At 52.1% G+C, this 21,299-nt stretch carries 20 protein-coding genes; 11 read left to right on the forward strand and 9 right to left on the reverse strand.

Features of this window, described 5'->3' with window-relative positions:
* Positions 1–104: 104 nt before the first annotated feature.
* Complete coding sequence (locus tag PMI17_RS12690; RefSeq protein ID WP_007890123.1) at positions 105–875, forward strand: helix-turn-helix transcriptional regulator; 771 nt, start codon at positions 105–107, stop codon at positions 873–875.
* A 401-nt stretch (positions 876–1,276) separates the two neighbouring features.
* The gene (yddG, locus tag PMI17_RS12695; RefSeq protein WP_007890124.1) at positions 1,277–2,164 is read left to right on the forward strand and encodes an aromatic amino acid DMT transporter YddG; all 888 of its coding nucleotides are present in this window, start codon (positions 1,277–1,279) and stop codon (positions 2,162–2,164) included.
* Between the two features lie 157 nt (positions 2,165–2,321).
* Here yddG and PMI17_RS12700 read toward each other — a convergent pair whose 3' ends face one another.
* On the reverse strand, positions 2,322–3,524 hold the full coding sequence (locus PMI17_RS12700) for an FAD-dependent oxidoreductase (protein ID WP_007890125.1): 1,203 nt from the start codon (positions 3,522–3,524) through the stop codon (positions 2,322–2,324).
* 54 nt (positions 3,525–3,578) lie between these two features.
* The gene (locus PMI17_RS12705; RefSeq protein ID WP_007890126.1) at positions 3,579–4,520 is read right to left on the reverse strand and encodes an AraC family transcriptional regulator; all 942 of its coding nucleotides are present in this window, start codon (positions 4,518–4,520) and stop codon (positions 3,579–3,581) included.
* Positions 4,521–4,626: 106 nt separating this feature from the next.
* Between PMI17_RS12705 and PMI17_RS12710 the strand changes: the two genes are divergently transcribed.
* Complete coding sequence (locus PMI17_RS12710; protein WP_007890127.1) at positions 4,627–5,469, forward strand: oxidoreductase; 843 nt, start codon at positions 4,627–4,629, stop codon at positions 5,467–5,469.
* 94 nt (positions 5,470–5,563) lie between these two features.
* Here PMI17_RS12710 and PMI17_RS12715 read toward each other — a convergent pair whose 3' ends face one another.
* On the reverse strand, positions 5,564–6,502 hold the full coding sequence (locus tag PMI17_RS12715; protein WP_007890128.1) for an omptin family outer membrane protease: 939 nt from the start codon (positions 6,500–6,502) through the stop codon (positions 5,564–5,566).
* A gap of 658 nt (positions 6,503–7,160) precedes the next feature.
* On the opposite strand from PMI17_RS12715, the gene ycgZ reads away from it, so the two are divergent.
* From ycgZ to PMI17_RS12730, 3 genes are all read left to right on the forward strand, one after another.
* A complete protein-coding gene (gene ycgZ / locus PMI17_RS12720) occupies positions 7,161–7,412 on the forward strand; it encodes a regulatory protein YcgZ (protein WP_007890129.1) in 252 nt (83 codons plus the stop codon).
* A gap of 118 nt (positions 7,413–7,530) precedes the next feature.
* Positions 7,531–7,821, forward strand: coding sequence for a hypothetical protein (locus PMI17_RS12725; protein WP_007890130.1), 291 nt, complete (start codon positions 7,531–7,533; stop codon positions 7,819–7,821).
* A 288-nt stretch (positions 7,822–8,109) separates the two neighbouring features.
* Positions 8,110–8,646, forward strand: coding sequence for a cysteine hydrolase family protein (locus PMI17_RS12730; RefSeq protein ID WP_007890131.1), 537 nt, complete (start codon positions 8,110–8,112; stop codon positions 8,644–8,646).
* Positions 8,647–8,689: 43 nt separating this feature from the next.
* Here the strand turns inward: PMI17_RS12730 and PMI17_RS12735 are convergent, their stop codons facing one another.
* Positions 8,690–9,040, reverse strand: coding sequence for a DUF3147 family protein (locus PMI17_RS12735; protein ID WP_007890132.1), 351 nt, complete (start codon positions 9,038–9,040; stop codon positions 8,690–8,692).
* A gap of 18 nt (positions 9,041–9,058) precedes the next feature.
* Positions 9,059–9,922, reverse strand: coding sequence for a substrate-binding domain-containing protein (locus PMI17_RS12740; RefSeq protein WP_007890133.1), 864 nt, complete (start codon positions 9,920–9,922; stop codon positions 9,059–9,061).
* A gap of 182 nt (positions 9,923–10,104) precedes the next feature.
* On the opposite strand from PMI17_RS12740, the gene PMI17_RS12745 reads away from it, so the two are divergent.
* The gene (locus tag PMI17_RS12745; protein ID WP_007890134.1) at positions 10,105–10,494 is read left to right on the forward strand and encodes a VOC family protein; all 390 of its coding nucleotides are present in this window, start codon (positions 10,105–10,107) and stop codon (positions 10,492–10,494) included.
* Between the two features lie 39 nt (positions 10,495–10,533).
* Here the strand turns inward: PMI17_RS12745 and PMI17_RS12750 are convergent, their stop codons facing one another.
* Positions 10,534–10,887, reverse strand: coding sequence for a DUF1428 domain-containing protein (locus tag PMI17_RS12750; RefSeq protein ID WP_007890135.1), 354 nt, complete (start codon positions 10,885–10,887; stop codon positions 10,534–10,536).
* 177 nt (positions 10,888–11,064) lie between these two features.
* Between PMI17_RS12750 and PMI17_RS12755 the strand changes: the two genes are divergently transcribed.
* Positions 11,065–11,751, forward strand: a complete 687-nt coding sequence (locus tag PMI17_RS12755) for a hypothetical protein (RefSeq protein ID WP_036621132.1) — start codon at positions 11,065–11,067, stop codon at positions 11,749–11,751.
* A gap of 131 nt (positions 11,752–11,882) precedes the next feature.
* Here PMI17_RS12755 and PMI17_RS12760 read toward each other — a convergent pair whose 3' ends face one another.
* The 3 genes from PMI17_RS12760 to PMI17_RS12770 form a co-directional block, all read right to left on the reverse strand.
* On the reverse strand, positions 11,883–13,319 hold the full coding sequence (locus PMI17_RS12760) for a 6-phospho-beta-glucosidase (protein ID WP_007890137.1): 1,437 nt from the start codon (positions 13,317–13,319) through the stop codon (positions 11,883–11,885).
* A 19-nt stretch (positions 13,320–13,338) separates the two neighbouring features.
* Positions 13,339–14,847 carry a PTS transporter subunit EIIC gene (locus PMI17_RS12765; RefSeq protein ID WP_007890138.1) on the reverse strand — a complete coding sequence of 503 codons (1,509 nt, stop codon included), beginning with the start codon at positions 14,845–14,847 and terminating at the stop codon, positions 13,339–13,341.
* Between the two features lie 116 nt (positions 14,848–14,963).
* Complete coding sequence (locus PMI17_RS12770) at positions 14,964–15,722, reverse strand: MurR/RpiR family transcriptional regulator (protein ID WP_007890139.1); 759 nt, start codon at positions 15,720–15,722, stop codon at positions 14,964–14,966.
* Between the two features lie 448 nt (positions 15,723–16,170).
* Here PMI17_RS12770 and PMI17_RS12775 point away from each other — a divergent pair, with 448 nt between their 5' ends.
* The 3 genes from PMI17_RS12775 to PMI17_RS12785 all read left to right on the forward strand — a co-directional run bounded on the left by PMI17_RS12775 (position 16,171) and on the right by PMI17_RS12785 (position 21,278).
* Positions 16,171–17,877: an ABC-F family ATP-binding cassette domain-containing protein gene (locus PMI17_RS12775; protein WP_007890140.1), complete on the forward strand. Its 1,707-nt coding sequence runs from the start codon at positions 16,171–16,173 to the stop codon at positions 17,875–17,877.
* 291 nt (positions 17,878–18,168) lie between these two features.
* Positions 18,169–19,344, forward strand: coding sequence for an efflux RND transporter periplasmic adaptor subunit (locus PMI17_RS12780; protein WP_007890141.1), 1,176 nt, complete (start codon positions 18,169–18,171; stop codon positions 19,342–19,344).
* Positions 19,341–21,278, forward strand: coding sequence for a MacB family efflux pump subunit (locus PMI17_RS12785; protein WP_007890142.1), 1,938 nt, complete (start codon positions 19,341–19,343; stop codon positions 21,276–21,278). The genes PMI17_RS12780 and PMI17_RS12785 overlap by 4 nt, the downstream gene beginning before the upstream one ends.
* Positions 21,279–21,299 lie beyond the last annotated feature (21 nt).

The following is a 21,299-nucleotide window of genomic DNA, read 5'->3' on the forward strand; positions in this document are numbered from 1 at the left end:
ATCAGCAAATAAGTTACGCAGCTTACGCAGCCACCTGCCCGCTTCCCATTTGTGCAGCGCTCAATTAACCTTGCAAACCGGTCAATCTGAGACAGATAGCTAACATGCGGAATGGTCACATAGATGCATTCGATCAACTGGAGCGTGATGTGGTGGCGCTTGGCAATGACTATGCGCAGGGCTTTGTGCTGCCAGAACATCGCCACCGCCGTGCACAATTACTGTATGGCGCAACCGGGCTGATGCACGTTGCCACTCAGGCGGGAGAATGGGTGGTTCCGCCGCAGCATGCAGTGTGGATCCCGCCGAACACCGCGCACAGCGTAAAGTTCGTTGGCGTCTCGACGCGCAGTTTGTACATCGAACCGCAGTGCGCGGCAACGTTACGCGCCAACGATCGCTGCAGCGTGCTTAGCGTTTCACCGCTACTGCGCCAGCTGCTGATTGAAGCCGTTGATTTACCGCCGTTATATGCATCCGATCGCGATCGATCGCTAATAAAATTACTGCTGCTAGAGCTGGCCGCGATGCCGACACGTGAGTTCGATATTCCGCTGCCCCAGCAGCCCGCGCTGCTGGCGCAGTGTCAGGCTTTTCTTCAGGCTCCGAGCATTCATGATGCCGCCGAACGCTGGGCCAGCGCGCTGTTTATGAGTTCCAGCACCTTCCGTCGCCATTTCCTGCAGCAAACCGGCTTGTCTTTCTCCGCCTGGCGGCAGCGCGCCTGCGTTGTGACCGCGTTAGCGATGCTGGTCGCCGGGAAATCGGTGAACGAAGTGGCGCTGTCGCTGGGTTACGATAGCAGTTCGTCATTCTCCACCATGTTCCGCCGGGTTACCGGGCAGGTGCCGTCCTTTTACATTGACAACCGCTGAGTGAAATTTCGCCACTCTCTGGCGATTTCAGGCTGAAAACCCTGAGTTTCGAGCCGGAATAATCATTCTAACCTGTTGTTAGTCATGACTTTGTTCCTTTAAAGTAAGCGTGTCGACGATTTAGGTCTTTAACTGCTGCTGCACCGCAGCTAAAAAGGCGCGCAGCGCAGCGGGTTGCCGTTCACCGCCGACGAAATCAACTCACCCTGCACATCGTAAATCTGCCAGAGGAGAGTCCGCTGGAATTGAGCGCCAAAGTAAACACCGGCGAAATGAAGTGGTAGTGACGGTTCCCGGCACCTGAGCTTGCGCAGCGGAAATACCGGTGCTGCAAGAACAATACAAAGAAGCGTTGATTTGATAGGATTTTGGCCCGAATTGACAAACTAAGGTTACGGGCCATGCCCCCAAAGAGAGCGACACTGATTGGCTTGATGGCCATTTTGCTGTGGAGCGCGATTGTAGGTCTGATAAAGAACGTCAGCGAAGGCTTCGGTCCGGTTGGCGGTGCTGCGCTCATCTACAGTGCCAGCGCATTTCTGCTGCTGTTGTGCGTCGGCTTTCCTAAACTGCGCACTTTTCCGCGCAGCTACCTGATCATCGGCAGCGTGCTGTTTGTCTGTTACGAACTGTGTTTGTCGCTGTCATTGGGCTTTACCCATAGCGGCCGCCAGGCGATTGAAGTTGGCATGGTCAATTATCTGTGGCCGAGTATTACCATCGTGTTGGCGGTGATCGTTAATCGACAAAAAACCAGCCCACTGATTATTCCCGGCATATTACTTGCCGTAGCAGGGATTTGCCGGGTGCTGGGCGGCGATCAGTTTTTTTCATTGAGCGAGATAGCGAACAACGTGCGGGATAATCCGCTGAGTTACGGCCTGGCGTTGAGCGGCGCAATCATCTGGGCGGTGTATTGCGTGGTAACGAAGAAAATTGCCAACGGCAGCAATGGCATAACCCTATTCTTTATTCTCACCGCATTGACGCTATGGGTGAAATTCCTGCTTTCACCACAGCCGCCGTTTATCTTGTCCGCGGAGGTTTGGATCAGTTTAGCGCTGGCTGCTATGGCGATGGGCTTTGGTTACGCCGCGTGGAATGTTGGCATTCTGCATGGCAACGTGACAATTTTAGCCGCGGCGTCTTACTTCATCCCGATAATCTCGTCGCTGCTGGCAGCCTTTATCCTGCGCTCGCATCTGACTCCCTCTTTCTGGCAAGGCACCGCGATGGTCAGCCTTGGATCGCTGATCTGCTGGTGGTCAACGCGTGGCCAGCAAGCATAATGCTTATCCACAGAACAAAATTAACTCATTGATCATTTCCTGCACAACTTGTTTCCCGTTGCTATTATAGCGACGCAACACACAGCAATGCGTTGCTACGAGAATGTTCAGATTGGTAACGTTTACCTGGCCCGCTTTGCGGGCTTTTTTTTGCGCGTTATAAATATTTGGGTTTCTCAGTACGGAATCCCAGACCAATTAAGCGGCCAAACAGATGACGCAAAAACGGAAAGCGCCCGATAATCTGCGGAACTTTACTCGGCGTACTGCGCTTACGTTTGTTGCTGCTCATCTTGATCTGCAGGAATTGCGTGGCAACCGTCGGGAACTGGCGGCGCTGCTGCACTTTTTGCAGATCGCGCAGTGTGACCTTGCCCTGCTGAAGCGGCCTCGTCAGCATGTTCGCAGCGGCGACCGCATCCTGAATCGCCAGATTGACGCCAACGCCACCAATCGGTGACATCGCGTGTGCCGCATCGCCGATGCAAAGCACCCCAGGCTTCATCCAGTGGTCAAGGCGGTCGATACGTATCGACAACAACTTGAGCTTCTCCCACGCATCCACTTCCGCCATGCGTTCTGCGCTAAAGGGTGCAACTTCCGCAATGCTGCTTTTCAACGCAGCCAAGCCCGCCAGCTTAAGCTCATCGAATTGGTTTTTCTGAATGGTGTAACCGCACTGCCAGTAATCACCGCGATCGATGACAATAAAGTTTTGCTTCGGCCCTGTATGGCCCATGCCCAACTGCGGATCGTCCGGCTGTTTCTCCAGCCGAAACCACAGCACATCACGCGGCGATCCAAAGCTTTTACCGGTCAATCCGGCTTTGGTTTTAACCTGAGAATTACGTCCGTCGGCACCAATCACCAACGCGGTGCGGATGATCGTTGTTTCGTTACCCTGTAACGTATTCACGCCGCAGACCACCCCATTTTCATACAGTAAGTCGTCAAATTCGGTGGATTGCAGCAGCGTAAAGCCCGGAAACTGTGCCGCCTTTGCGGCAAGGAAGTTGAGGAAATCCCACTGCGGCATAAAAGCGATAAAGCGGCACTGTACCGGTAAACGTGAAAAATCAGCCATGGTGATCTCCTCACCGGCGACTTCTGCCTGTAGCTTCTCCGCCCGTTGATGCGGCAACGCCAGTAACGCATCCAGCAGGCCGAGCTGTCGCATAATTTCCAGCGTTGAGGGATGAATGGTGTCACCGCGAAAATCGCGCAGAAAATCAGGATGCTTTTCAATGACCACCGCGCGTAGTCCAGCGCGCGCCAGTAGATAGCCCAGCATTAAACCGGCTGGACCGCCGCCGACGATACAACAATCCGCCTGCAACTCCTCTCCCTGTACTGCCTGCATCGTCTACCTCAGTTTAAAAATGATAATGGTTATCATTTATAGCATACGCTGATTTTAATGTGATGAAACAAACGGTGAAGCCTGATGTGCGGGTGGCACGGCAAAATTACGCTGCATACGTCTGATCTCTTCCGCTGGCGGCAAACCAAACAGCCGCTTGAATTCGCGATTAAATTGCGAAGCGCTCTCATAGCCTACGGCGTGGCAGGCCGCAGCGGCTGTCATCTCCTGACGTACCATCAACATTCTCGCCTGATGTAAACGCACCGATTTCACATACTGCATTGGCGGTTGATGGGTGATGTTTCTGAAATGGGTGTGAAAGGTTGGCACGCTCATGCTGGCCACTGCCGCGAGCTGGCCTAGCGTTAATGGCTGAGCATAGTGCGCATGAATATGGCTGAGCGCTCTGCCCACTTTGCCAAACTGCCCTTGTAACGTCAGAGCCGATCGCAGCGCGCTGCCCTGAGGACCGGTTAACACGCGATAATAGAGTTCACGTACCAGCGAGGGACCGAGCATGTGTGCATCTAACGGATGGTTTAACGCGGTGAGAAATCGCAGCACGGTGGCGCGTAACGTCTCATCCATCGGACTCGACATCATGCTCTGCGCCGCTTGCGCCGCGAACGCCACATCCTGCTGTTCAAGCTGTAGCATTAATTCAGTCGCGACGTTGAAGTCCAGATGCATGTAGATCGCCAGCAACGGATGCTCTGCGGATGCGGCGGTTTCCATGGTAAAAGGCACCGGCACGGAAACCGCCAGATAGTGTTGCTCATCATAAAGATAAACCTGATCGCCAAAGAAACCGCGCTTGGTGCCCTGACAGACAATCACGATGCCGGGATCGTATAGCACCGGCGTGCGCGCCAGCGGACGGTCGGAACGCAGCAGGCGCACATCGGGCAATGCGGTGAGGTTGTATCCCTCATGCGGCGCTAACCTTTTGAGCAGATCGACCGTCTGCTGCTGTAAACTCGCCATCAACGTCATAACCGCTCACTCATAAGATTAGGCAACAATTAAAGTAGATAAGGCCTTACCGACCTAACATCCCGAGAATATTATGCATCTTCCACTTATTCGCGGAGTTCGGCAAATGTCTAGATTAAAAACGTTATTGATTACCGGCGTAAGCAGCGGATTTGGCCGCGCGTTGGCCGAGGTCGCACTAAGCCGTGGCTATCAGGTGGTTGGCACGGTGCGAAATGCGGCTGCCAAAGCGGAGTTTACAGCTCTGCATGCGGAAAATGCTTACGCTTATCAATTAGACGTCACCCATTTCGCAGCGATTGCGGATGTGATCAACGATATTGAGGCCAATCTCGGCCCAATTGATGTGCTGGTAAACAATGCCGGTTATGGGCATGAAGGCGTAATGGAAGAGTCCTCACTGGATGAGATGCGTCGCCAGTTTGACGTTAACGTGTTTGGCGCGGTGGCGATGACCAAAGCGGTGTTGCCATTCATGCGCGAGCGACGTCGGGGACATATCATCAACATCACATCGATGGGCGGTTTTATTACCATGCCTGGCATTAGCTACTACTGCGGCAGCAAATTTGCGCTGGAAGGCATCTCGGAAACTCTGAGCAAAGAGCTGGCGCCCTTTAACATCCATGTGACCGCTGTCGCACCCGGATCGTTTCGGACCGACTGGGCCGGGCGTTCGATGGTTCGCAGCGCGCGCAGCATCGCTGACTATGATGCGCTGTTTGATCCTATTCGTCAGGCGCGTGAGGAAAAAAACGGTAAACAACTGGGCGATCCGCTTAAAGCGGCAAATGCCCTGCTGCAACTGATCGAAAGCAATTATCCGCCTGCGCATCTGTTGCTGGGCAGCGATGCATTGGGCTTGGTACGACAGAAACTGCAGGCGTATAGCGAAGAGATTGACCGCTGGGAAGCGCTAACGCGCTCGACCGATGGTCACAACGGCTAATTAAAAAATAAGGCATAGCGTGGATTATCCATACTGGATGATCCTTCGCTATGCCTGACGCTATTTAAGCAAGTTAGACTTTACGGCTTCACTATTAGAAGCGATATTGCAAACCCACCGTCACAGTATAGTTTTTGTTAGAAATACCGGCTGCATCGCCGCCAAATGACGCTGATTGACCGCTGGTGGTATCAATAACCTGAGTGCCGCCTTTGCCTTCTTCATATTTGCTGTAGCTAAATTCGGCAAATACTTTCGCATTCGTGGTCACATAATAACCCGCATCGACCGTGGCACCGTAATAACGCGAATTCGAAGTCTTCTCACGGAAAGTCAAATCACGCATATAGTGTTCGTCATTATCATGCGCACGTACCCAATCACTGAATTTAAACAGCGCATTAAATTCGAAATCATTAATACGGTAGCGACCAACCAGACCAACATAAGGCATGGAGAAGCGCTGGCTATAACCAATACCGCGCGAGCCGTTCGGGAAATTACCCACGAAATTGCCGTTATCGTAATCATAAGAACCGCCATACGCCGTCCAGCTAAAGCGAGTTTCTTGATAACCGGCTACCGCACCAATTTTATAAGCATCATCCTGCAGGAACCAACCCTTAACATTCAGATCATATTCGTTGGCATGGTTCAAATCGGTGTTTGGATGCGAAGAGTGATCGGTCCAGCTAGACTGGTTGCTGTTCTGCCAATCGTAATCATCCATGTGGCCAGAACCTGATGCCAGCGACGTCCAGCCGCGCGCGTTCAGGGTCAGGAAAGAGAACGCATCCCATGAAAAATCGCCTTTAAGAATGGCGACGTTTTTAATTTTCCAGTCAAGCTGGCTAATTTTACGCCCGTTACTGGCGTCATAAACCAGCTCTTTCGATTTGCCACCCAACATCCCGACTGATGTTGCCACACTTACGCTGTCAGAGGAGAAGTTTGGTGCGAAATCTGCAGAAGCGGCAGACGCCGTTCCTGAAAGTGCGGCCATCATCAATACCGCAACAGTACTCTTTTTCATTATTTATCCCGTGCTGAAATTAAATTAATCCCTAAACTGCGGGCACAGACTAAAGCGCAGGAAATTGTCAGGCAAGTGTAAATTTATCGCTAAAATAATAGCGTTAAGAGTTTACTAAAATTAATTAATGAATCTGGCAAGGCGGTCGATAATGGCTGGTTGCGCTTTCAGCCATGGCGTTAAACAGGCTGTCAGGCGATCAAGATTGGCCGATTCCACAAACTTTCGGAGAAAATAAACCCGCACCGCCGTATCAGTAGCAACGCTCATTTATTCTTACAGCGAATTAATTAACTTAACTCAATTTAATCCGGATGCCACATTGACTTATTGCGCGCATAAATTTGAGTTAATTTTAGATTGCATAATTTTCACGCAAAAAAAATAAGTTCAATCCACCATCGTGAAATATTTTCAACCTGATCCTTAAGTGCAATTTTATCTGCTCGATACTCTCATTAAAAGCTGGATTCTTTCACATCGTTGGCAAACCTTCGCGCGTTTGGAGCCAGTAATGGATAAGCTGTTGTTAACAATAAGTTAGCACTTTTGGCCAAATTCACGCCAAAATGATTCTCCATATTCCTGTACAGATTAATTTATTTTGTATAACTTTACTGGGCACAAAGGTCATACGTTAACCTTGAAGGATGGAACCATGCGTCAGGATCGTAACTCTTCTTCGGCATGCGAGGCTATTGCACGCTACTTCAAAGAAGCTTCATTGCCTACTCAACAGGAAACCTTGGGACAGATTGTGGTTGAAATCCTGCGTTCTGGACGGACGCTAAGCCGCAAAACGCTCTGTACTAAACTGCTTTGCCGCATGGAGCAGGCGCGAGGTACGGAAGCAGAAATTCACTATCAGCAATTAATTGGACTGATGTTTTCCGTTGAACGTGAATCGTAAAACAGGCGCTGCCTACCTGAAATTAACCAAGTGGTTTCCGCCTCATTAGACTTGTCGCGTTAGACTGAATCCACTTTGTTATCTGCCAAAGGTCAGCCGCGATAACCAGAGAGTATCTATGTACAGAAGTGATGAAGAACGACTCACCGACATCATCATGGGCGATGCAATTTTACAGCTGCTGAAAAAATCCGGGCCAGTTTCTACCCGCGCCCTGCTTGATAAACTGCGGATTATGGCGTCACTCGAACGTGATCCGCCGCGCCGGGCCGCGCTCAGCCGCGCGATGACGGAAGTGATGCACCATATCGACGTGCCCCAGGCGAGCGGTGTGGCGCTTAAAGATACCGATAACGTCACCCACATTTTCCGCAACCGCGATGGCTCGGGTAACGGCACCAAGCATTAATTTATCGGCGGGATGACGGCCTGCTAACGTCATCCTGTCCTTACAATACGCAGTCAAAATCCGTCTTGTTTTCTCACCTAACTCTGTTAGATTCAGAGTTCGCACTCTCTCTTGTGAGCTTTTATGTCTTATTTCAACGCATTAACCACAACAAGCACCACCACCACCGCTTATGGCGGCGGCGTGCGTGTTTCTGTGGCGAAGACATAAGCTTTCAGATTCCCCAGCCCCGTCACTAGAAGAACGGGGAATAGTCTCCGTTCATAGCATGCAGAAAGGAGACGCATCATGCAGCAACCCGATTCCAAAGCACTGTTGATTATTGATATGCAGCAAGGGTTATTTCATGGCCCGCAAGCGCCGTTTGCTGCAGCATCGGTGTTAGCCAACATCAATCAACTTATCGATCGTGCCGACACCGCCGATGCGCCGATTTTTCTCGCACGTCACACCGGCCCAGAAGGCTCGCCCTTCGCCGCGAGCAGTCCGTTAACCCAGCTGATTCCTGAGTTGCACTACAAGGCGGATCGCCACCGGGTATTTGTGAAAAAATACCCTAACTGTTTTCGTGATACTGAACTGCTGACAGCGATGAAACACGCTGGCGTTGAAGAAGTGGCCATCGTAGGGATGAAGAGTGAATATTGTGTGGATACCACCTGTCGTGCTGCAGCAGATTTAGGGTTTCGCGTAGTGCTGATTGAGGATGGGCATACTTCTGTCGATAGCGGCCTGCTGAGTGCAGAGCAAATTGTTGCGCACCACAATCAAACTCTGGCTGGGCCGTTTGTAAAGCTGGCTAAGAGTGCAGAATATATTTTCTGAGTGCTAACAAAGAGGGCTAACACCCTCTTTTTTTGTTCCATAACTACATGAGCTCAATGCCAAAGCGTTTAAGTAGTGTCGCCCAGAGAATAAATAACAGGATGGTCAGCAGACAACTCGCCACCAGCGTGGGCCAAAATCCCCAGCGCTGATACAGAAATGGGAAGGCGATAAACATCGGCAATGTCGGCACCACATACCAGAAGGTGTACCACGCATGGCTGGCGATTTTGGCCTGACTCTGCCCTTCCAGCTTCATCCATATCAGCACCAGAACCGTGACTAATGGCAGAGCGGCAATCAGTCCGCCGAGCCGATCGCTACGTTTTGCCACTTCAGAAATCAATACCACCATGCCCGCCGTGATGGCGTATTTGGCGAGAAGCCATAACATCCCGTTATCCTTGCTGCATTAATGACGAATCGCGCAGCCGCACTGCGACATTTCGCCCGGCACATGTTTACCATGATGCGAATGACGCACCTGCAATTCACCTTGCTGCCACGCATTGCTGTCATCGCTTCGGTTATCCAGCAGACGATTGAGCGCTTCGGCCACCAGCAGATCACGGCGCTGCGCCCAGCTGGTCAGATGCCAGGTCGAGGCGCGCGCTTCATCGACATCATCAAACCCCACCACCGCGACATGTGCGCCCTGTGCGAAATCGCGCACCGCTTGTAACGCGCCAAACGCCAGCACGTCACTTTCACAGAACAGCGCGTTAATGCGCTCGGCAGCACGCGTTTTTTTCAAATACGCCATCATCGCCTGATAGGCCATTTCGCGATCGTTATTTCCGGCGCTGAGCTGAACCTGCAACGCCTTCTGTTCGGCTTGCAGGCTGGCGGCAAAGCCCAGCATCTGGCGCGCTGGCGTCGCATTCTGCTGGCTATGCATAAAACCAAAGCGTTGATGTCCTTGCGATAACAGCAATAATCCCATCTCTGCGCCCGCACCATAACCATCGGCAATCACCACGTTGGCATCGCGACTGGCGCTGCGGCACAGGTGCACCGTCGCCACCTGCGGCAGAATATCCGCTGCTACGCTGAGTTCATCGGCAAACAGCGACGTCAGAAATACCAACCCGCCAATGTTAAGCGGTGCCAGATTGCGCAAAGTTTGTTGATAGCTTTCGCGTGAAGTTACATTCAGTAGCACAGTGATAAAACCACGCTCATTAAGCTGACGCGTCACCTCATTCAGCAGCTTTACAATATTTGGATTGATGAATTCATCGCTGACAATGCCGACGATATCGGAATTAACGGACATGGACTGACTCTCCTGCAACTTAGCGTGCGGTGATTATTTGTAGGTAGGTAGATAAGCATTCCACGTTACCCGAATAATCTGCTATCGCCAATCACCGCTGCGATGAGCACGCATTGCGCCATCGCCCGTAATCAGCCGCTACAGTAAATAGAGGAACCGCCTGGTTAAATGGAGAGATAAACATGAATGCACCCGTTATGCGCGTTGCCAGACCCGTTACCGAACTGGCGCGAAGCCGGGAAATGTACTGTCGCGGATTAGATTTGACCGAGATAGGATCGTTTGAAGACCACGCCGGGTTTAGCGGCGTAATGCTGGGAAAACCGGGCGTGCCGTGGCATCTGGAATTTACCCTCTGCAGTGCACATCCCGTGGAGCCGCGCCCCTCAGAAGAGGATTTATTGGTGTTTTATCTGCCAGAAGAAAGTGAGTGGCAGCGTATTTGCCAGAGCATGATCGCCGCCGGCTTTATGCGCGTTACATCTTTTAATCCTTATTGGGAACAGCAAGGCCAAACTTTCCAGGATCACGATGGCTATCGCACGGTGATCCAGTGTCAGCAATGGCCGTGATCGGTAACATTCAGGTGCGCAACAATGCGCACCTGATAGCTACTCCTCCAGCAATATCGCAAAGCCGCCATAAATCATGCGTTTGCCATCGAAAGGCATATTTTCACCCAGCGCTTTCATGCGCGGATCGGACATCATTTTGGCGTTGGCGGCGTCGCGCACCTCTTTCGACGCATACTCAATCCAGCTAAACACCACCGTTTCGCCCGCCTCAGCTTTCACCGCACGGTAGAAATCGGTTTGCGTGCCTTCAGGTACATCATCCGCCCAGCACTCGACGATACGCGTGGCGCCGAACTCCTTAAACAGCGGCGCGGCTTTGGCCGCCATGGCGCGATAATCCTCCTTATTCGCTTCCGGCACCGCTACGACAAAACCATCAACGTACGACATAGCTTGTACTCCGTCGTCATTTACGCGGTCAGTAATAACCGCACAGTAATTGTATAAATGATGTGCAACAACAGCCGATGTTGAGATGCAAAATTGCGCACTTACTCGCAGATTCTGCGCGCGCCTGACGAATTACGTTACACTGACGCCTTTGATCGTTACGTCAGCGAGAAATTTATGCGCATTACCCTTGAACCGGCCGATCAGCCGTTTATTCACCGCTTGTTGGGTGAAGAGATTGACAACATTGACACCGCATCACTCCATGCAACGCAGTTACACCAGGCGCTCAACAGTGCACGTCAGCAAAAGAATCATGAAGCCGACCTCGATTGGAAGCGCAACGCGCTGTTTCTGCTGTTGTTCGTTTTTTTGTATGCCGCACTAGGCGCCTCATTAACGCTGGACCTTACCCCGCAGGTTTCCAGCCATAAAAGCCTTGCCTACGCGCTGGAAGCAGTGCCGGTGCTGATCGCGTTCTCCGGCTTGTTTATATCGTTGCTCTATCTATTTCTCACCCGCAGCGGCGCACGTCGGTTGCGTAATTGGGAGCAAGGTATTTTTACGCTGGAGAAATACAGCGGCGTGAATCTCAGCCGGCAGATTAATGAGATGGGTGCGCGTACCACCAACTATTCGCACTCGGCGATTAACGTGGCGCTGGCACTGTTTATTTGCGTGACCTGGGTGGTGATGTACAACTATTTCACCTTTACCACCAGCGGCGTGATTGGCAGCGTGATTTCACTGTTTATCACCACCATGACTTACGTGATTCTGGATATTCAGCTGCTGAAATCGAATTCATCCATCGCGATTGATGAGCCGCTGATTCCGGCAGAAGATGAGAAAGAAAAGCCTTAAATCGTCTGCTTCTAATTGAGGCATAACAGGCCGAAAGCAGACCGGTTAAAAACGTTTATAGCGGCGCTATTTATCGCTTAATAAACAGCGCCGCTACGATGCGTGCATCAAGTCATATCAGTAGTCATACCTTAACTGAGCTCACTGCCATTGCTGGCAATGACCCGACGATACCAGTCAAAGCTTTTCTTTTTCAAACGCGAAAAATCACCGCTGCCATCATCATTTTTATTGACGTAAATGAAGCCATAGCGCTTGCTGTATTGCCCGGTAGTGAAAGAGACACAGTCAATACATCCCCAGGGCGTATATCCCATCACATCAACGCCGTCTTCCGTCACGGCTCGCTTCATCTGCTCGATGTGAGCACGCAAATAGTCAATGCGATAGTCGTCATTGACCTCGCCCTTTTCATTTATCTGATCGACTGCACCAAATCCGTTTTCCACAATAAACAGCGGTTTTTCGTAACGTTCGTAGAGAATATTCAGAACATAACGCAGTCCGACTGGATCGATCTGCCAACCCCAGTCCGAGGCTTTGACATGCGGGTTCGGCACGCTGCCCTCAAATCCAGACAGTGCCGTACCGCTGCCGGCATTTTCTTTGCTGACGGCATTACTCATGTAATAACTCAGCCCGATATAATCGGCACATCCCTCACGCAGGATTTGCGCATCACCGGGCTCCATGACAATGTGGTATCCCTTACGCTGCCACTCGTTAAGAATATAAGCCGGGTAATGACCGCGCATATGAACATCACTGAACAGGAAGCGTTCCCGCATGGCTTCCTGCGCATACATGACGTCATCCGGATGACAGGAAAATGGATACAGCGGCACCATCGCGATCATGCAACCAATTTGCAGTTCAGAATTGATGTCGTGACCCAGCTTCACCACCTGCGCACTGGCGACAAATTGATGGTGCAGAACCTGATACATGCACTCTTCGGGATTTGGCTCCTGGGTAAAAATAACTCCGGAGCAGCAATAGCCGAAAAGCGGGGTTTTCCAGTTGCGCTGATTATTAATTTCGTTGAAGGTCATCCAGTATTTTACTTTGTGCTGGAAGCGCTTAATCACTACCTCACTGAAGTGCACAAAAAAGTCTACTACCTTTCGATTTTTCCAGCCGCCATATTCGGTTACCAGCAAATTGGGCATTTCAAAATGGGACAGCGTAATGACCGGCTCTATCCCATATTTCAATAGTTCATCAAATAATGCGTCGTAAAAACGCAGCCCCTCTTCGTTCGGCTCTGATTCATCGCCGCGGGGGAAAATACGCGACCAGGCAATCGATGTACGAAAGCAGCGGAAGCCCATTTCGGCCAACAACGCGATGTCTTCACGGTAGTGATGGTAAAAGTCTACTGCCTCATGATTCGCATACCGGTAGCCTTCCTGTACACCGTCAGTGATGATGCGCTCAACGCCGTGCGCCCCGCTGGTTAGAACATCGACGATGCTCGGGCCTTTTCCCCCCTGATTCCAGGCGCCCTCAACCTGATGAGCCGCGACCGCACCGCCCCACATGAAATTGTTCGGAAATGGGTTATTCATATTCACTCTCTCAATTAATTCAGATGGTGCCTGGCTGAGGCATGGCGCGAACGTCTGCTTCGCTCTGTTCTTTGAATCCTGCCACCCAGGTAAACAGAATGCCCAGCATGAATGCCACGACTATCGATACCAGGAATCCGAGAAACTGCGTCATATGCCCTTCTTTGAAGAACACCGGTAGAACGGCAATGCCAGGGATACAGTAGCTCCAGGACACCGCGTTGAAGGCTCCGGCAATGACGCCGCCAGCAGCACCGGCCAGGCAGCCACAAATCATCGGCCGCTTAAGGCGCAGTGCAACACCATAGATGGCGGGTTCGGTTATGCCGAACAGCGCGGTCACGCCCGCCGATAACGCCATACGCTTAAGCTCAGCATCCTTCGCCTTCAGGTAGACACCCAGCACCGCGCCCGCCATGCCAAATACCGCGGAAGCTTGCAGTCCAGTAAAGGTGTCGTAGCCCAAGGTTGCGTAGTTCCCGACGGTAACGGGCGTGATCCCCCAGTGCACGCCTAAGGTCACCAAAGGCATCCACAGGGCACCCACAACAAATCCAGCAATAGCGGGGCTCAGGTGATAAAGGGTGTTATAGACCCCGCCGATAGCGCCACCAATCATGTTGCCGATGGGACCAAATGCCAGCAGCGTCAGCGGCACCATGATGGCGATGCAGAACATTGGCGTGAACAGGTTTCTGATCACCAGGGGAAGGACGCGTTCAAAGAAACGCTGAACATAAGACATGCCCCAGACCATCAAAATGATCGGGATAACGGACGAGGTATAACTCAGATACTGTACCGGTAGCCCCATAAAGGTCAGCGGTGCGGCATCAAGCGGAATGCCGGCAATCTCAACCAGCACCCTGGAGATGGCGGGATTTTCCACCGCGCTCTTCATTAACGCCTGCACTGTGGGATCGGCCGAGTTAGCTGTCAGGATTTTGTTGGCCGTCAACATATTCAGGTAATCCGGCGACACCAGCGCACAGGCGGAAATCACTGCCGTGAACGGATTTACATTGAATTTTTTTGCCGCCGTAAAAGCAACCATTACCGGAAGGAAGGTAAAGCCGGTCCAGGAAACATAATTAAGGATGCGATAGGTACCACCCGCTGGATCCATTACGTCGATGGCGGTAAGAAGTGAAATAATGCCCTGCAACACGCCACAGGCGGCCAGCGGATAAAGAAAAGGCGCGAATATGCTGGAGATAATATCCATGATGCGGCTGACAATGCCCACGTTGGGAGGCTCTACCGCAGCATTTTCATCAAGGGTGAGTAAATTCTGAACCTCGCGGTAAGCATCACCGACGTGATTACCGATCACCACCTGCATCTGGCCGCTAGCCTGCATGGCGGTAATCACCCCTTTTACCCGCTTCAGTGATTCGACTTCAACCTGAGAATAATCTTTAAGCACAAATCTCAGACGCGTGGCACAGTGCGTGATACTTATCACATTATTATCGCCACCAATCAGTCTTACGATCTCTTTCGCAGAATCCGCATAATTTATTGCCATGTTATTTTTCCATTGCCAGAGGGAAATTTGCCCATCAGGAGCGAACTAATCCGGCAATGTTAGAAAAACGCTTCGGCAATGTCACCTGGTCACAATATGTTGTTGCGGGTCTTTAATTACAAAAATGTCACACCACGTGACAGCTCACTGACATTATTTACCACTAATTTTCGACCAATGGATTCAAGAATAAAAATAACCGGAACCTGCGTCGTAATATCGTATTCATTGTCAACCAAAATGCGCGACACGTGATAGGGAATAATAAAGTCTGACAGCTTCGCCAGGGTTGAATCAGCCTTACAGGTAATAGCAATAACTTTGCACTTATGAATAACAAACTGTCGGGCAAGCTTCAAAATTTCAGGGGTTTCTCCGGAAACGGAGAGCACGATGGCCACTGAACTCTGTACCATATCGGTACTCACAGGATAATAGGGATCATCAATGTGATTACTGAACTTGCCAATATTTGAGAAAAAACGCGCACCATACCTACCAAGCGTCCCGGAGCTGCCTGCGCCGGCAAAGAACACCCGCTCGGCATCACGAATGTGTCCTGCCGCATGGGTAATCAGCTCTTCAAACTCATCGTTTCTAATGCTTTTAAAGAACGTCATTATTTCTTCAGCACCATGAGGAATAAGTAAGGTGCTGTTTTTGCGCAACTGCAACTTCATACTCGCTTTAAGTTCCGAGTAACCTTTGAAATCCATTTTTTTACAGAATCGCAGAACCGTCGCGGTAGAGACACCAGAATTATCTGCCAACTCCCGTATCGTCATATAAATAACCGCGTTAATGTTCTTGATAATATAGTTGTGCACGCTACTTTCAAGCGCGTTTAGCTGAGAGAGTTTTCTGGCGTCGAACATTTATTTAAATATCCTGATGCGATAATTATGATGCTTATCATGTCACAAAGCGTGACATATCTACCGCCTTTAACGCTGAAAGCGTCATGCTCAACAAAAAGAAATTTCATTAAATGTGATAGTTAGCACATTTTGGCGCAAGGACGGCGCGAGAAGCCTCATGCTTAATGACTCACAAAGAAGTTATGGCACTGGAAAACAGGTTACAGCCCCGTTATCATCGGCCCATCTTTTCACTTACTGATAACTAAGGAGGATTACTATGCTGTCGTGTGAATTGTTTATTTACTCACACTTCTATAGTAATTGGCCGCGCTCAGGCATTGCCGCACTCGTGCTGCGATAATCCGCCCTGAGCGAAGTTTTCTGAATATCTTTACTCTCTGGGTTGTCGTCAGCTTTTCTATGACGTCAGGCTTTTTTGCGCCTGCAACTTATGAGTAAGCACATGAGCACTCTACTTTCCGCCCACGCTGTCGGCTTCGATAACGCCTTCGGTGTCCTGTTTCACGATATCCATTTCAGCCTGAAAAAAGGCGACCGCATCGGTTTGCTGGGTGATAACGGCACCGGCAAAAGCACCTTGCTAAAAATCCTCAGCGGCGAACTGGCAGCCAGCCACGGCAGCATTACCCAGGCTAATCACTGTTTACTGGCGCGTATTGAGCAGCATCTGCCTGCTGAACTGCATACTGCTTCACTGCTCGATGCCGTAATGGCGCGTTTGCCAGAACAGAGCGATGGCTGGCGCGCCGAAGCGCTGCTCGGCAGCCTCGGTTTTAGCGAGCAGCAACAGTTACATACCGTCGCCACGCTGAGCGGCGGCCAGCATATGCGTTTGCTGCTGGCGCGGGCGCTGGTCCTCCAGCCGGATCTGCTGCTACTGGATGAACCCAGCAACCACCTTGACCTGCCAACACTGCTATGGCTGGAAAACTTTCTTACCCGTTGGAGCGGCAGTTTTGTGCTGGTTTCGCATGACAGCACCTTGCTGGATCGCGTTACCAACTGCAGCTGGATTCTGCGTGATAAGGGACTGCAATACTTCCGTCTGCCCTGCACGGCCGCACGTCAGGCGTTACTTGAACAAGATGCAGCCGACGCGCAACGCTTTCAGGCTGAGCAGAAGGAGATCGATCGCGTCGAGAAAAGCGCCAAACGTCTGGCGATTTGGGGACGCACTTACGATAACGAAGGTTTGTCACGCAAAGCTCAGCAAATGGAGAAGCGCGCCAGTTGGTTGAAAGAGGCGCAAACCACGCTGAGTGAAGGATCCTTGTGGCGGCTGCAGCTGCACGGTGAAGCGCTGGAGGCCGATCGCGTGCTGGCGCTGCCTGAGATGACGATTCGGCCTGCCGCAGGTGCGCCTGCGCTGTTTTCGTTGCCGCTGCTGCAGGTGAAAAGTGGCGATCGGGTGGCGATTGTCGGACGCAACGGTTCGGGCAAATCATCGTTGCTGCGGCACTTATGGCGGGAATATCAGCAAACCGACAGCGCGCTGTTTCATCCGCGTGCGCGTCTTGGCTACTACGACCAAAGTCTGCATCAGCTGGGCGATGCGGATACGCTGAGTGACGCGCTGGCTCATTTCGCGCCGCTCAGCGACGAACAGCGCAAAATGGCGCTGATCGCGGCTGGATTCCCCTATCTACGCCATCAACAGCTAATTGGTTCACTGAGCGGCGGGGAGCGCTCCCGCCTGTTATTTATTGGATTAACCCTGGCGCGTTATTCGTTACTGTTGCTGGATGAACCCACCAACCATTTGGATATGGTGGGCAAGGAGGAGCTGGCGGAAGCGCTAACTCAGTTCGACGGCGCAGTTTTGCTGGTATCACACGATCGCCAGTTAATCGCTAACAGCTGTAATCGCTTTTGGTTGATTGAAGATCGGCAACTCAGCGAGTGGCATGATTTTGCTGCGGTCACCGCGCGCCTGCGGGCTGAGCAAGCGGAAATCACCTTTGCGCCTTCTCAGGCTGACTTACGGGAAATATCACAGGCAGCGGATGAGGATGCCCTGCTGCTGGCGCTGCTGGAGGTCGAAAGCAAGCTGGACGAGGATCTGACGCGCAAACCGAAGCATCAAAAGCCAGCGTTACAGGCGCAGTGGCGTGAGGAGATAGCGATGCTTAAAGCCCAGCTAGGCCTGTAAGTTATGTACCGGTAAATCAGGTCGCCATGGATGGCGTAATGATCGTCTGTTTAGCGTCGAGCAACTTCATTATCGCCTTCATCATTTTTCCTCACGGAATGGCCACGGAACGCCGAGTTGTGCTGAGTCAAAAGTGGCTCAGATAAGCTGTAAACAACTCAGCGGTGGTTTCTGTTGGGTAACGACGATCTTTTTTTCTTCACTGCCGTCTGGCGCAGAAAAATAACGGAAAATTTACTCCTGATTATTGTCGTAAGTGATTATGATTCTCACTTCATAAAAGGGACGCTTATGCTGACTATTTCTAAAAAGTGGCTTTTAGCCGCACTCGCTGCTGTCATTCTCCTGCTACTGATCTGGCATTTCTCTGGGTCGCGCAATAAACCGAATACCGTCGTCACCGCCGTGGTGCGCCAGGGCGACATTGAAAACGTCATTGCTGCAACCGGCAAAATGGACGCGGTTGAGCGCGTCAATGTCGGCGCGCAGGTTTCTGGTCAGGTAAAAAAGCTCTATATCAAGACGGGCGATAACGTCACCAAAGGCCAGCTGATCGCTGAGATAGACGATCAGCCACAGCGCAGCGATTTGCGCAATGCGCAGGCAGCACTCAGCGTGGCACAAGCTGATTTAGCGACGCGAGAAGCCACGCTGTTACGGCAAGACGCACAATTCAAACGTCTGCAACAGATGATTAAAACCAATGCGGTATCTCGCCAGGATTTTGATCAAGCGGCGGAAGCCTGGAGCATTGCGCAGGCGGAGCTGACGGCACAGAAAGCGCGCGTGATTCAGGCACAAATTGAGGTTGATAAGAAGCAGCTCGATCTCGGCTATACGCGCATCATGGCGCCGATGGATGGCACCGTGGTCGCTATTGTCACCAAACAAGGTCAGACGGTGAATGCGGTACAAACCGCGCCAACAATCGCCAAACTGGCGCAGCTGGGCACCATGACCATCAAAGTGCAAATCTCCGAGGCGGATATCAATAATGTGCAGCCCGGACAAAAGGCGTGGTTCACCACCTTCTCGAATCCAGACAAACGCTATAACGCCACGCTGCGTAGTCTCGAACTGGCTCCCGAATCGGTGATGAAAGATGATGCGCTGATGGGCAATAGCGAAAGCACGCCGAGCAGCAGCACCAACGCCGCAGTCTATTACAACGCCCTGCTTGATGTGCCCAACCCGGACAATGCGCTGCGCATCTCCATGACCGCGCAGGTCAACCTGCTGCGTGATGCAGCGAAAAACACCTTGCTGGTGCCGGTGCAGGCGACGAAGAGAGATGCCGATGGCAAAACCTACGTCGAAATCCCGGACCAGGATAACAAACCGGTGAAACGCACCATCACCACCGGCATTTCCGACAGCGTGGACATTCAGGTATTGAGCGGCTTAAAAGCCGGGGAAAAAGTGATCCTTGCCACCCAGACCGCGGGCGCTGACAAGGTGCTAATGTGAATATTATCGAACTGAAAAACATCCAGCGCAGCTATGTTAACGGTTCGCAATCCCTGCATGTGCTGAAAGACATCAACCTGAGCATCGCCAGCGGTGAGCTCGTGGCGATCATCGGCCCGTCCGGTTCGGGAAAATCCACGCTGCTGAATATCCTCGGCTGCCTGGATGCGCCGGACAGCGGCGACTATTTGATCGGTGGGCAGAATACCGCCAGCTTGTCGCCGGATGCGCTGGCGAAAGTGCGTCGTGAGCATATTGGCTTTATCTTCCAGCGCTATCACTTGATGCCGGACCTCAGCGCGTTGAGTAACGTTGAAATCCCGGCTATCTACGCCAATCTTCAGGGCAAGGCGCGCCAGCAGCGTGCGGCAGATCTGCTGGCACGTTTAGGCTTACAGGGCCGCGAACACCACAAGCCGGGCGAACTCTCCGGCGGCCAGCAGCAGCGCGTGAGTATTGCGCGTGCGCTGATTAACGGTGCCGAAATTATCCTCGCCGATGAACCCACCGGCGCGCTGGATTCACACTCTGGCGAGGAAGTGCTGCGCATCCTGCACGATCTCAATCGCGAAGGTCATACGGTGATCATCGTGACGCACGACATGAAAGTGGCGCAGCACGCCGATCGTATTATCGAGATTCAGGATGGCGAGATTTTTGCCGATAGCGGCCGCAAACAGGATGCCGCGCGCGCGCGTTACGTCCCTGCTGCCCGCAAAAGTCACAGCAAACTGCGCGGATTGATTGACCGCTTACGCGAATCGTTGCGCATGGCGCTGAATGCCATGAACGCCCATCGGCTGCGTACCGCATTAACCATGACCGGCATTATTTTTGGCATTGCGGCGGTGGTGACGGTGGTGGCGCTCGGCCAGGGCGCGCGGCAAAAAACCCTCGAGAGCATTTCCGGGCTCGGCACCAACGTGGTGTCGGTGTATGCCGGCGGTGATTTCGTTGAGGATGAGGCGCATCCGGTGCTAACGCTGGTGATGGCGGATGCGGAAGTGATCGCGCGTCAGCAGTTTGTCGCCGCGGTTAGCCCGGAGATGATCGCCAGTCAGCCGATTCGCTATCTCTCCAACTCGTCGAAAACCTCGGTGTACGGCGTCGGCAAAGACTACTTCCAGATTCAGGGCATTAAGCTGCTGGAAGGCAGCAACTTCAGCGACGAACGGCATGCGCGCCAGGAGATCATCATTGATACCAACACGCGCAATAAGCTGTTTGGCGAACAGGCTGAAAGTCCGGTTGGCAAGATGATCGTGCTGGGGTCGGTGCCAGTGCGCGTAATTGGCGTGGCGGATAATAATGATGGCATGTCGCCTAATCGCCTTAGCGTATGGTTGCCGTGGAGCACCGTGATGTATCGCATCAGCGGACAAACCGCGCTCACCAGCATCAGCATTAAGTTAAAAGAGGATGTGGTCAGCGGCCCGGCTGTCGAATCGCTGACGCAACTGCTGACGGCACGTCACGGCACCAAAGATTTCCTGATGTTCAACCGCGACAAATATCGCAAAGCCATCGAGGATGCGGCGGCAACGCTCACCTTGTTAATTCTGCTGGTGGCCTCGATTGCGTTGATGATCGGCAGCATTGGCGTAATGAATATTATGCTGGTGTCGGTAACGGAGCGTACCCATGAAATCGGCGTGCGCATGGCGGTGGGCGCGCGACGCGGCGATATCATGCAGCAGTTTATGATTGAAGCGGTGTTGGTGTGTTTAGTCGGCGGATCGCTCGGCGTGGCGCTGGCGTTGGTGATTGGCCCTATCATCAGCTTGCTGGCAGGTGGCATGATCACCGCGATATTTTCGTGGCAATCGGCGGGTGCAGCGTTTGCCTGTTCCACCATCATCGGCATGATTTTTGGCTATCTGCCCGCCCGCAAAGCCGCGCGGATGGATCCGGTCGCGGCGTTAGCGAGCGAGTGATTTGAAACGGTGCGCATAAAT

This window comes from Pantoea sp. GM01, assembly GCF_000282675.1.
Lineage (GTDB): Bacteria > Pseudomonadota > Gammaproteobacteria > Enterobacterales > Enterobacteriaceae > Pantoea > Pantoea nemavictus.

Coding starts and splice junctions, on each gene's coding strand:
- PMI17_RS12690 (WP_007890123.1), top strand. CDS start 105: ATGCGGAATGGTCACATAGATGCATTCGATCAACTGGAGCGTGATGTG.
- yddG (WP_007890124.1), top strand. CDS start 1,277: ATGCCCCCAAAGAGAGCGACACTGATTGGCTTGATGGCCATTTTGCTG.
- PMI17_RS12700 (WP_007890125.1), bottom strand. CDS start 3,524: ATGCAGGCAGTACAGGGAGAGGAGTTGCAGGCGGATTGTTGTATCGTC.
- PMI17_RS12705 (WP_007890126.1), bottom strand. CDS start 4,520: ATGACGTTGATGGCGAGTTTACAGCAGCAGACGGTCGATCTGCTCAAA.
- PMI17_RS12710 (WP_007890127.1), top strand. CDS start 4,627: ATGTCTAGATTAAAAACGTTATTGATTACCGGCGTAAGCAGCGGATTT.
- PMI17_RS12715 (WP_007890128.1), bottom strand. CDS start 6,502: ATGAAAAAGAGTACTGTTGCGGTATTGATGATGGCCGCACTTTCAGGA.
- ycgZ (WP_007890129.1), top strand. CDS start 7,161: ATGCGTCAGGATCGTAACTCTTCTTCGGCATGCGAGGCTATTGCACGC.
- PMI17_RS12725 (WP_007890130.1), top strand. CDS start 7,531: ATGTACAGAAGTGATGAAGAACGACTCACCGACATCATCATGGGCGAT.
- PMI17_RS12730 (WP_007890131.1), top strand. CDS start 8,110: ATGCAGCAACCCGATTCCAAAGCACTGTTGATTATTGATATGCAGCAA.
- PMI17_RS12735 (WP_007890132.1), bottom strand. CDS start 9,040: ATGTTATGGCTTCTCGCCAAATACGCCATCACGGCGGGCATGGTGGTA.
- PMI17_RS12740 (WP_007890133.1), bottom strand. CDS start 9,922: ATGTCCGTTAATTCCGATATCGTCGGCATTGTCAGCGATGAATTCATC.
- PMI17_RS12745 (WP_007890134.1), top strand. CDS start 10,105: ATGAATGCACCCGTTATGCGCGTTGCCAGACCCGTTACCGAACTGGCG.
- PMI17_RS12750 (WP_007890135.1), bottom strand. CDS start 10,887: ATGTCGTACGTTGATGGTTTTGTCGTAGCGGTGCCGGAAGCGAATAAG.
- PMI17_RS12755 (WP_036621132.1), top strand. CDS start 11,065: ATGCGCATTACCCTTGAACCGGCCGATCAGCCGTTTATTCACCGCTTG.
- PMI17_RS12760 (WP_007890137.1), bottom strand. CDS start 13,319: ATGAATAACCCATTTCCGAACAATTTCATGTGGGGCGGTGCGGTCGCG.
- PMI17_RS12765 (WP_007890138.1), bottom strand. CDS start 14,847: ATGGCAATAAATTATGCGGATTCTGCGAAAGAGATCGTAAGACTGATT.
- PMI17_RS12770 (WP_007890139.1), bottom strand. CDS start 15,722: ATGTTCGACGCCAGAAAACTCTCTCAGCTAAACGCGCTTGAAAGTAGC.
- PMI17_RS12775 (WP_007890140.1), top strand. CDS start 16,171: ATGAGCACTCTACTTTCCGCCCACGCTGTCGGCTTCGATAACGCCTTC.
- PMI17_RS12780 (WP_007890141.1), top strand. CDS start 18,169: ATGCTGACTATTTCTAAAAAGTGGCTTTTAGCCGCACTCGCTGCTGTC.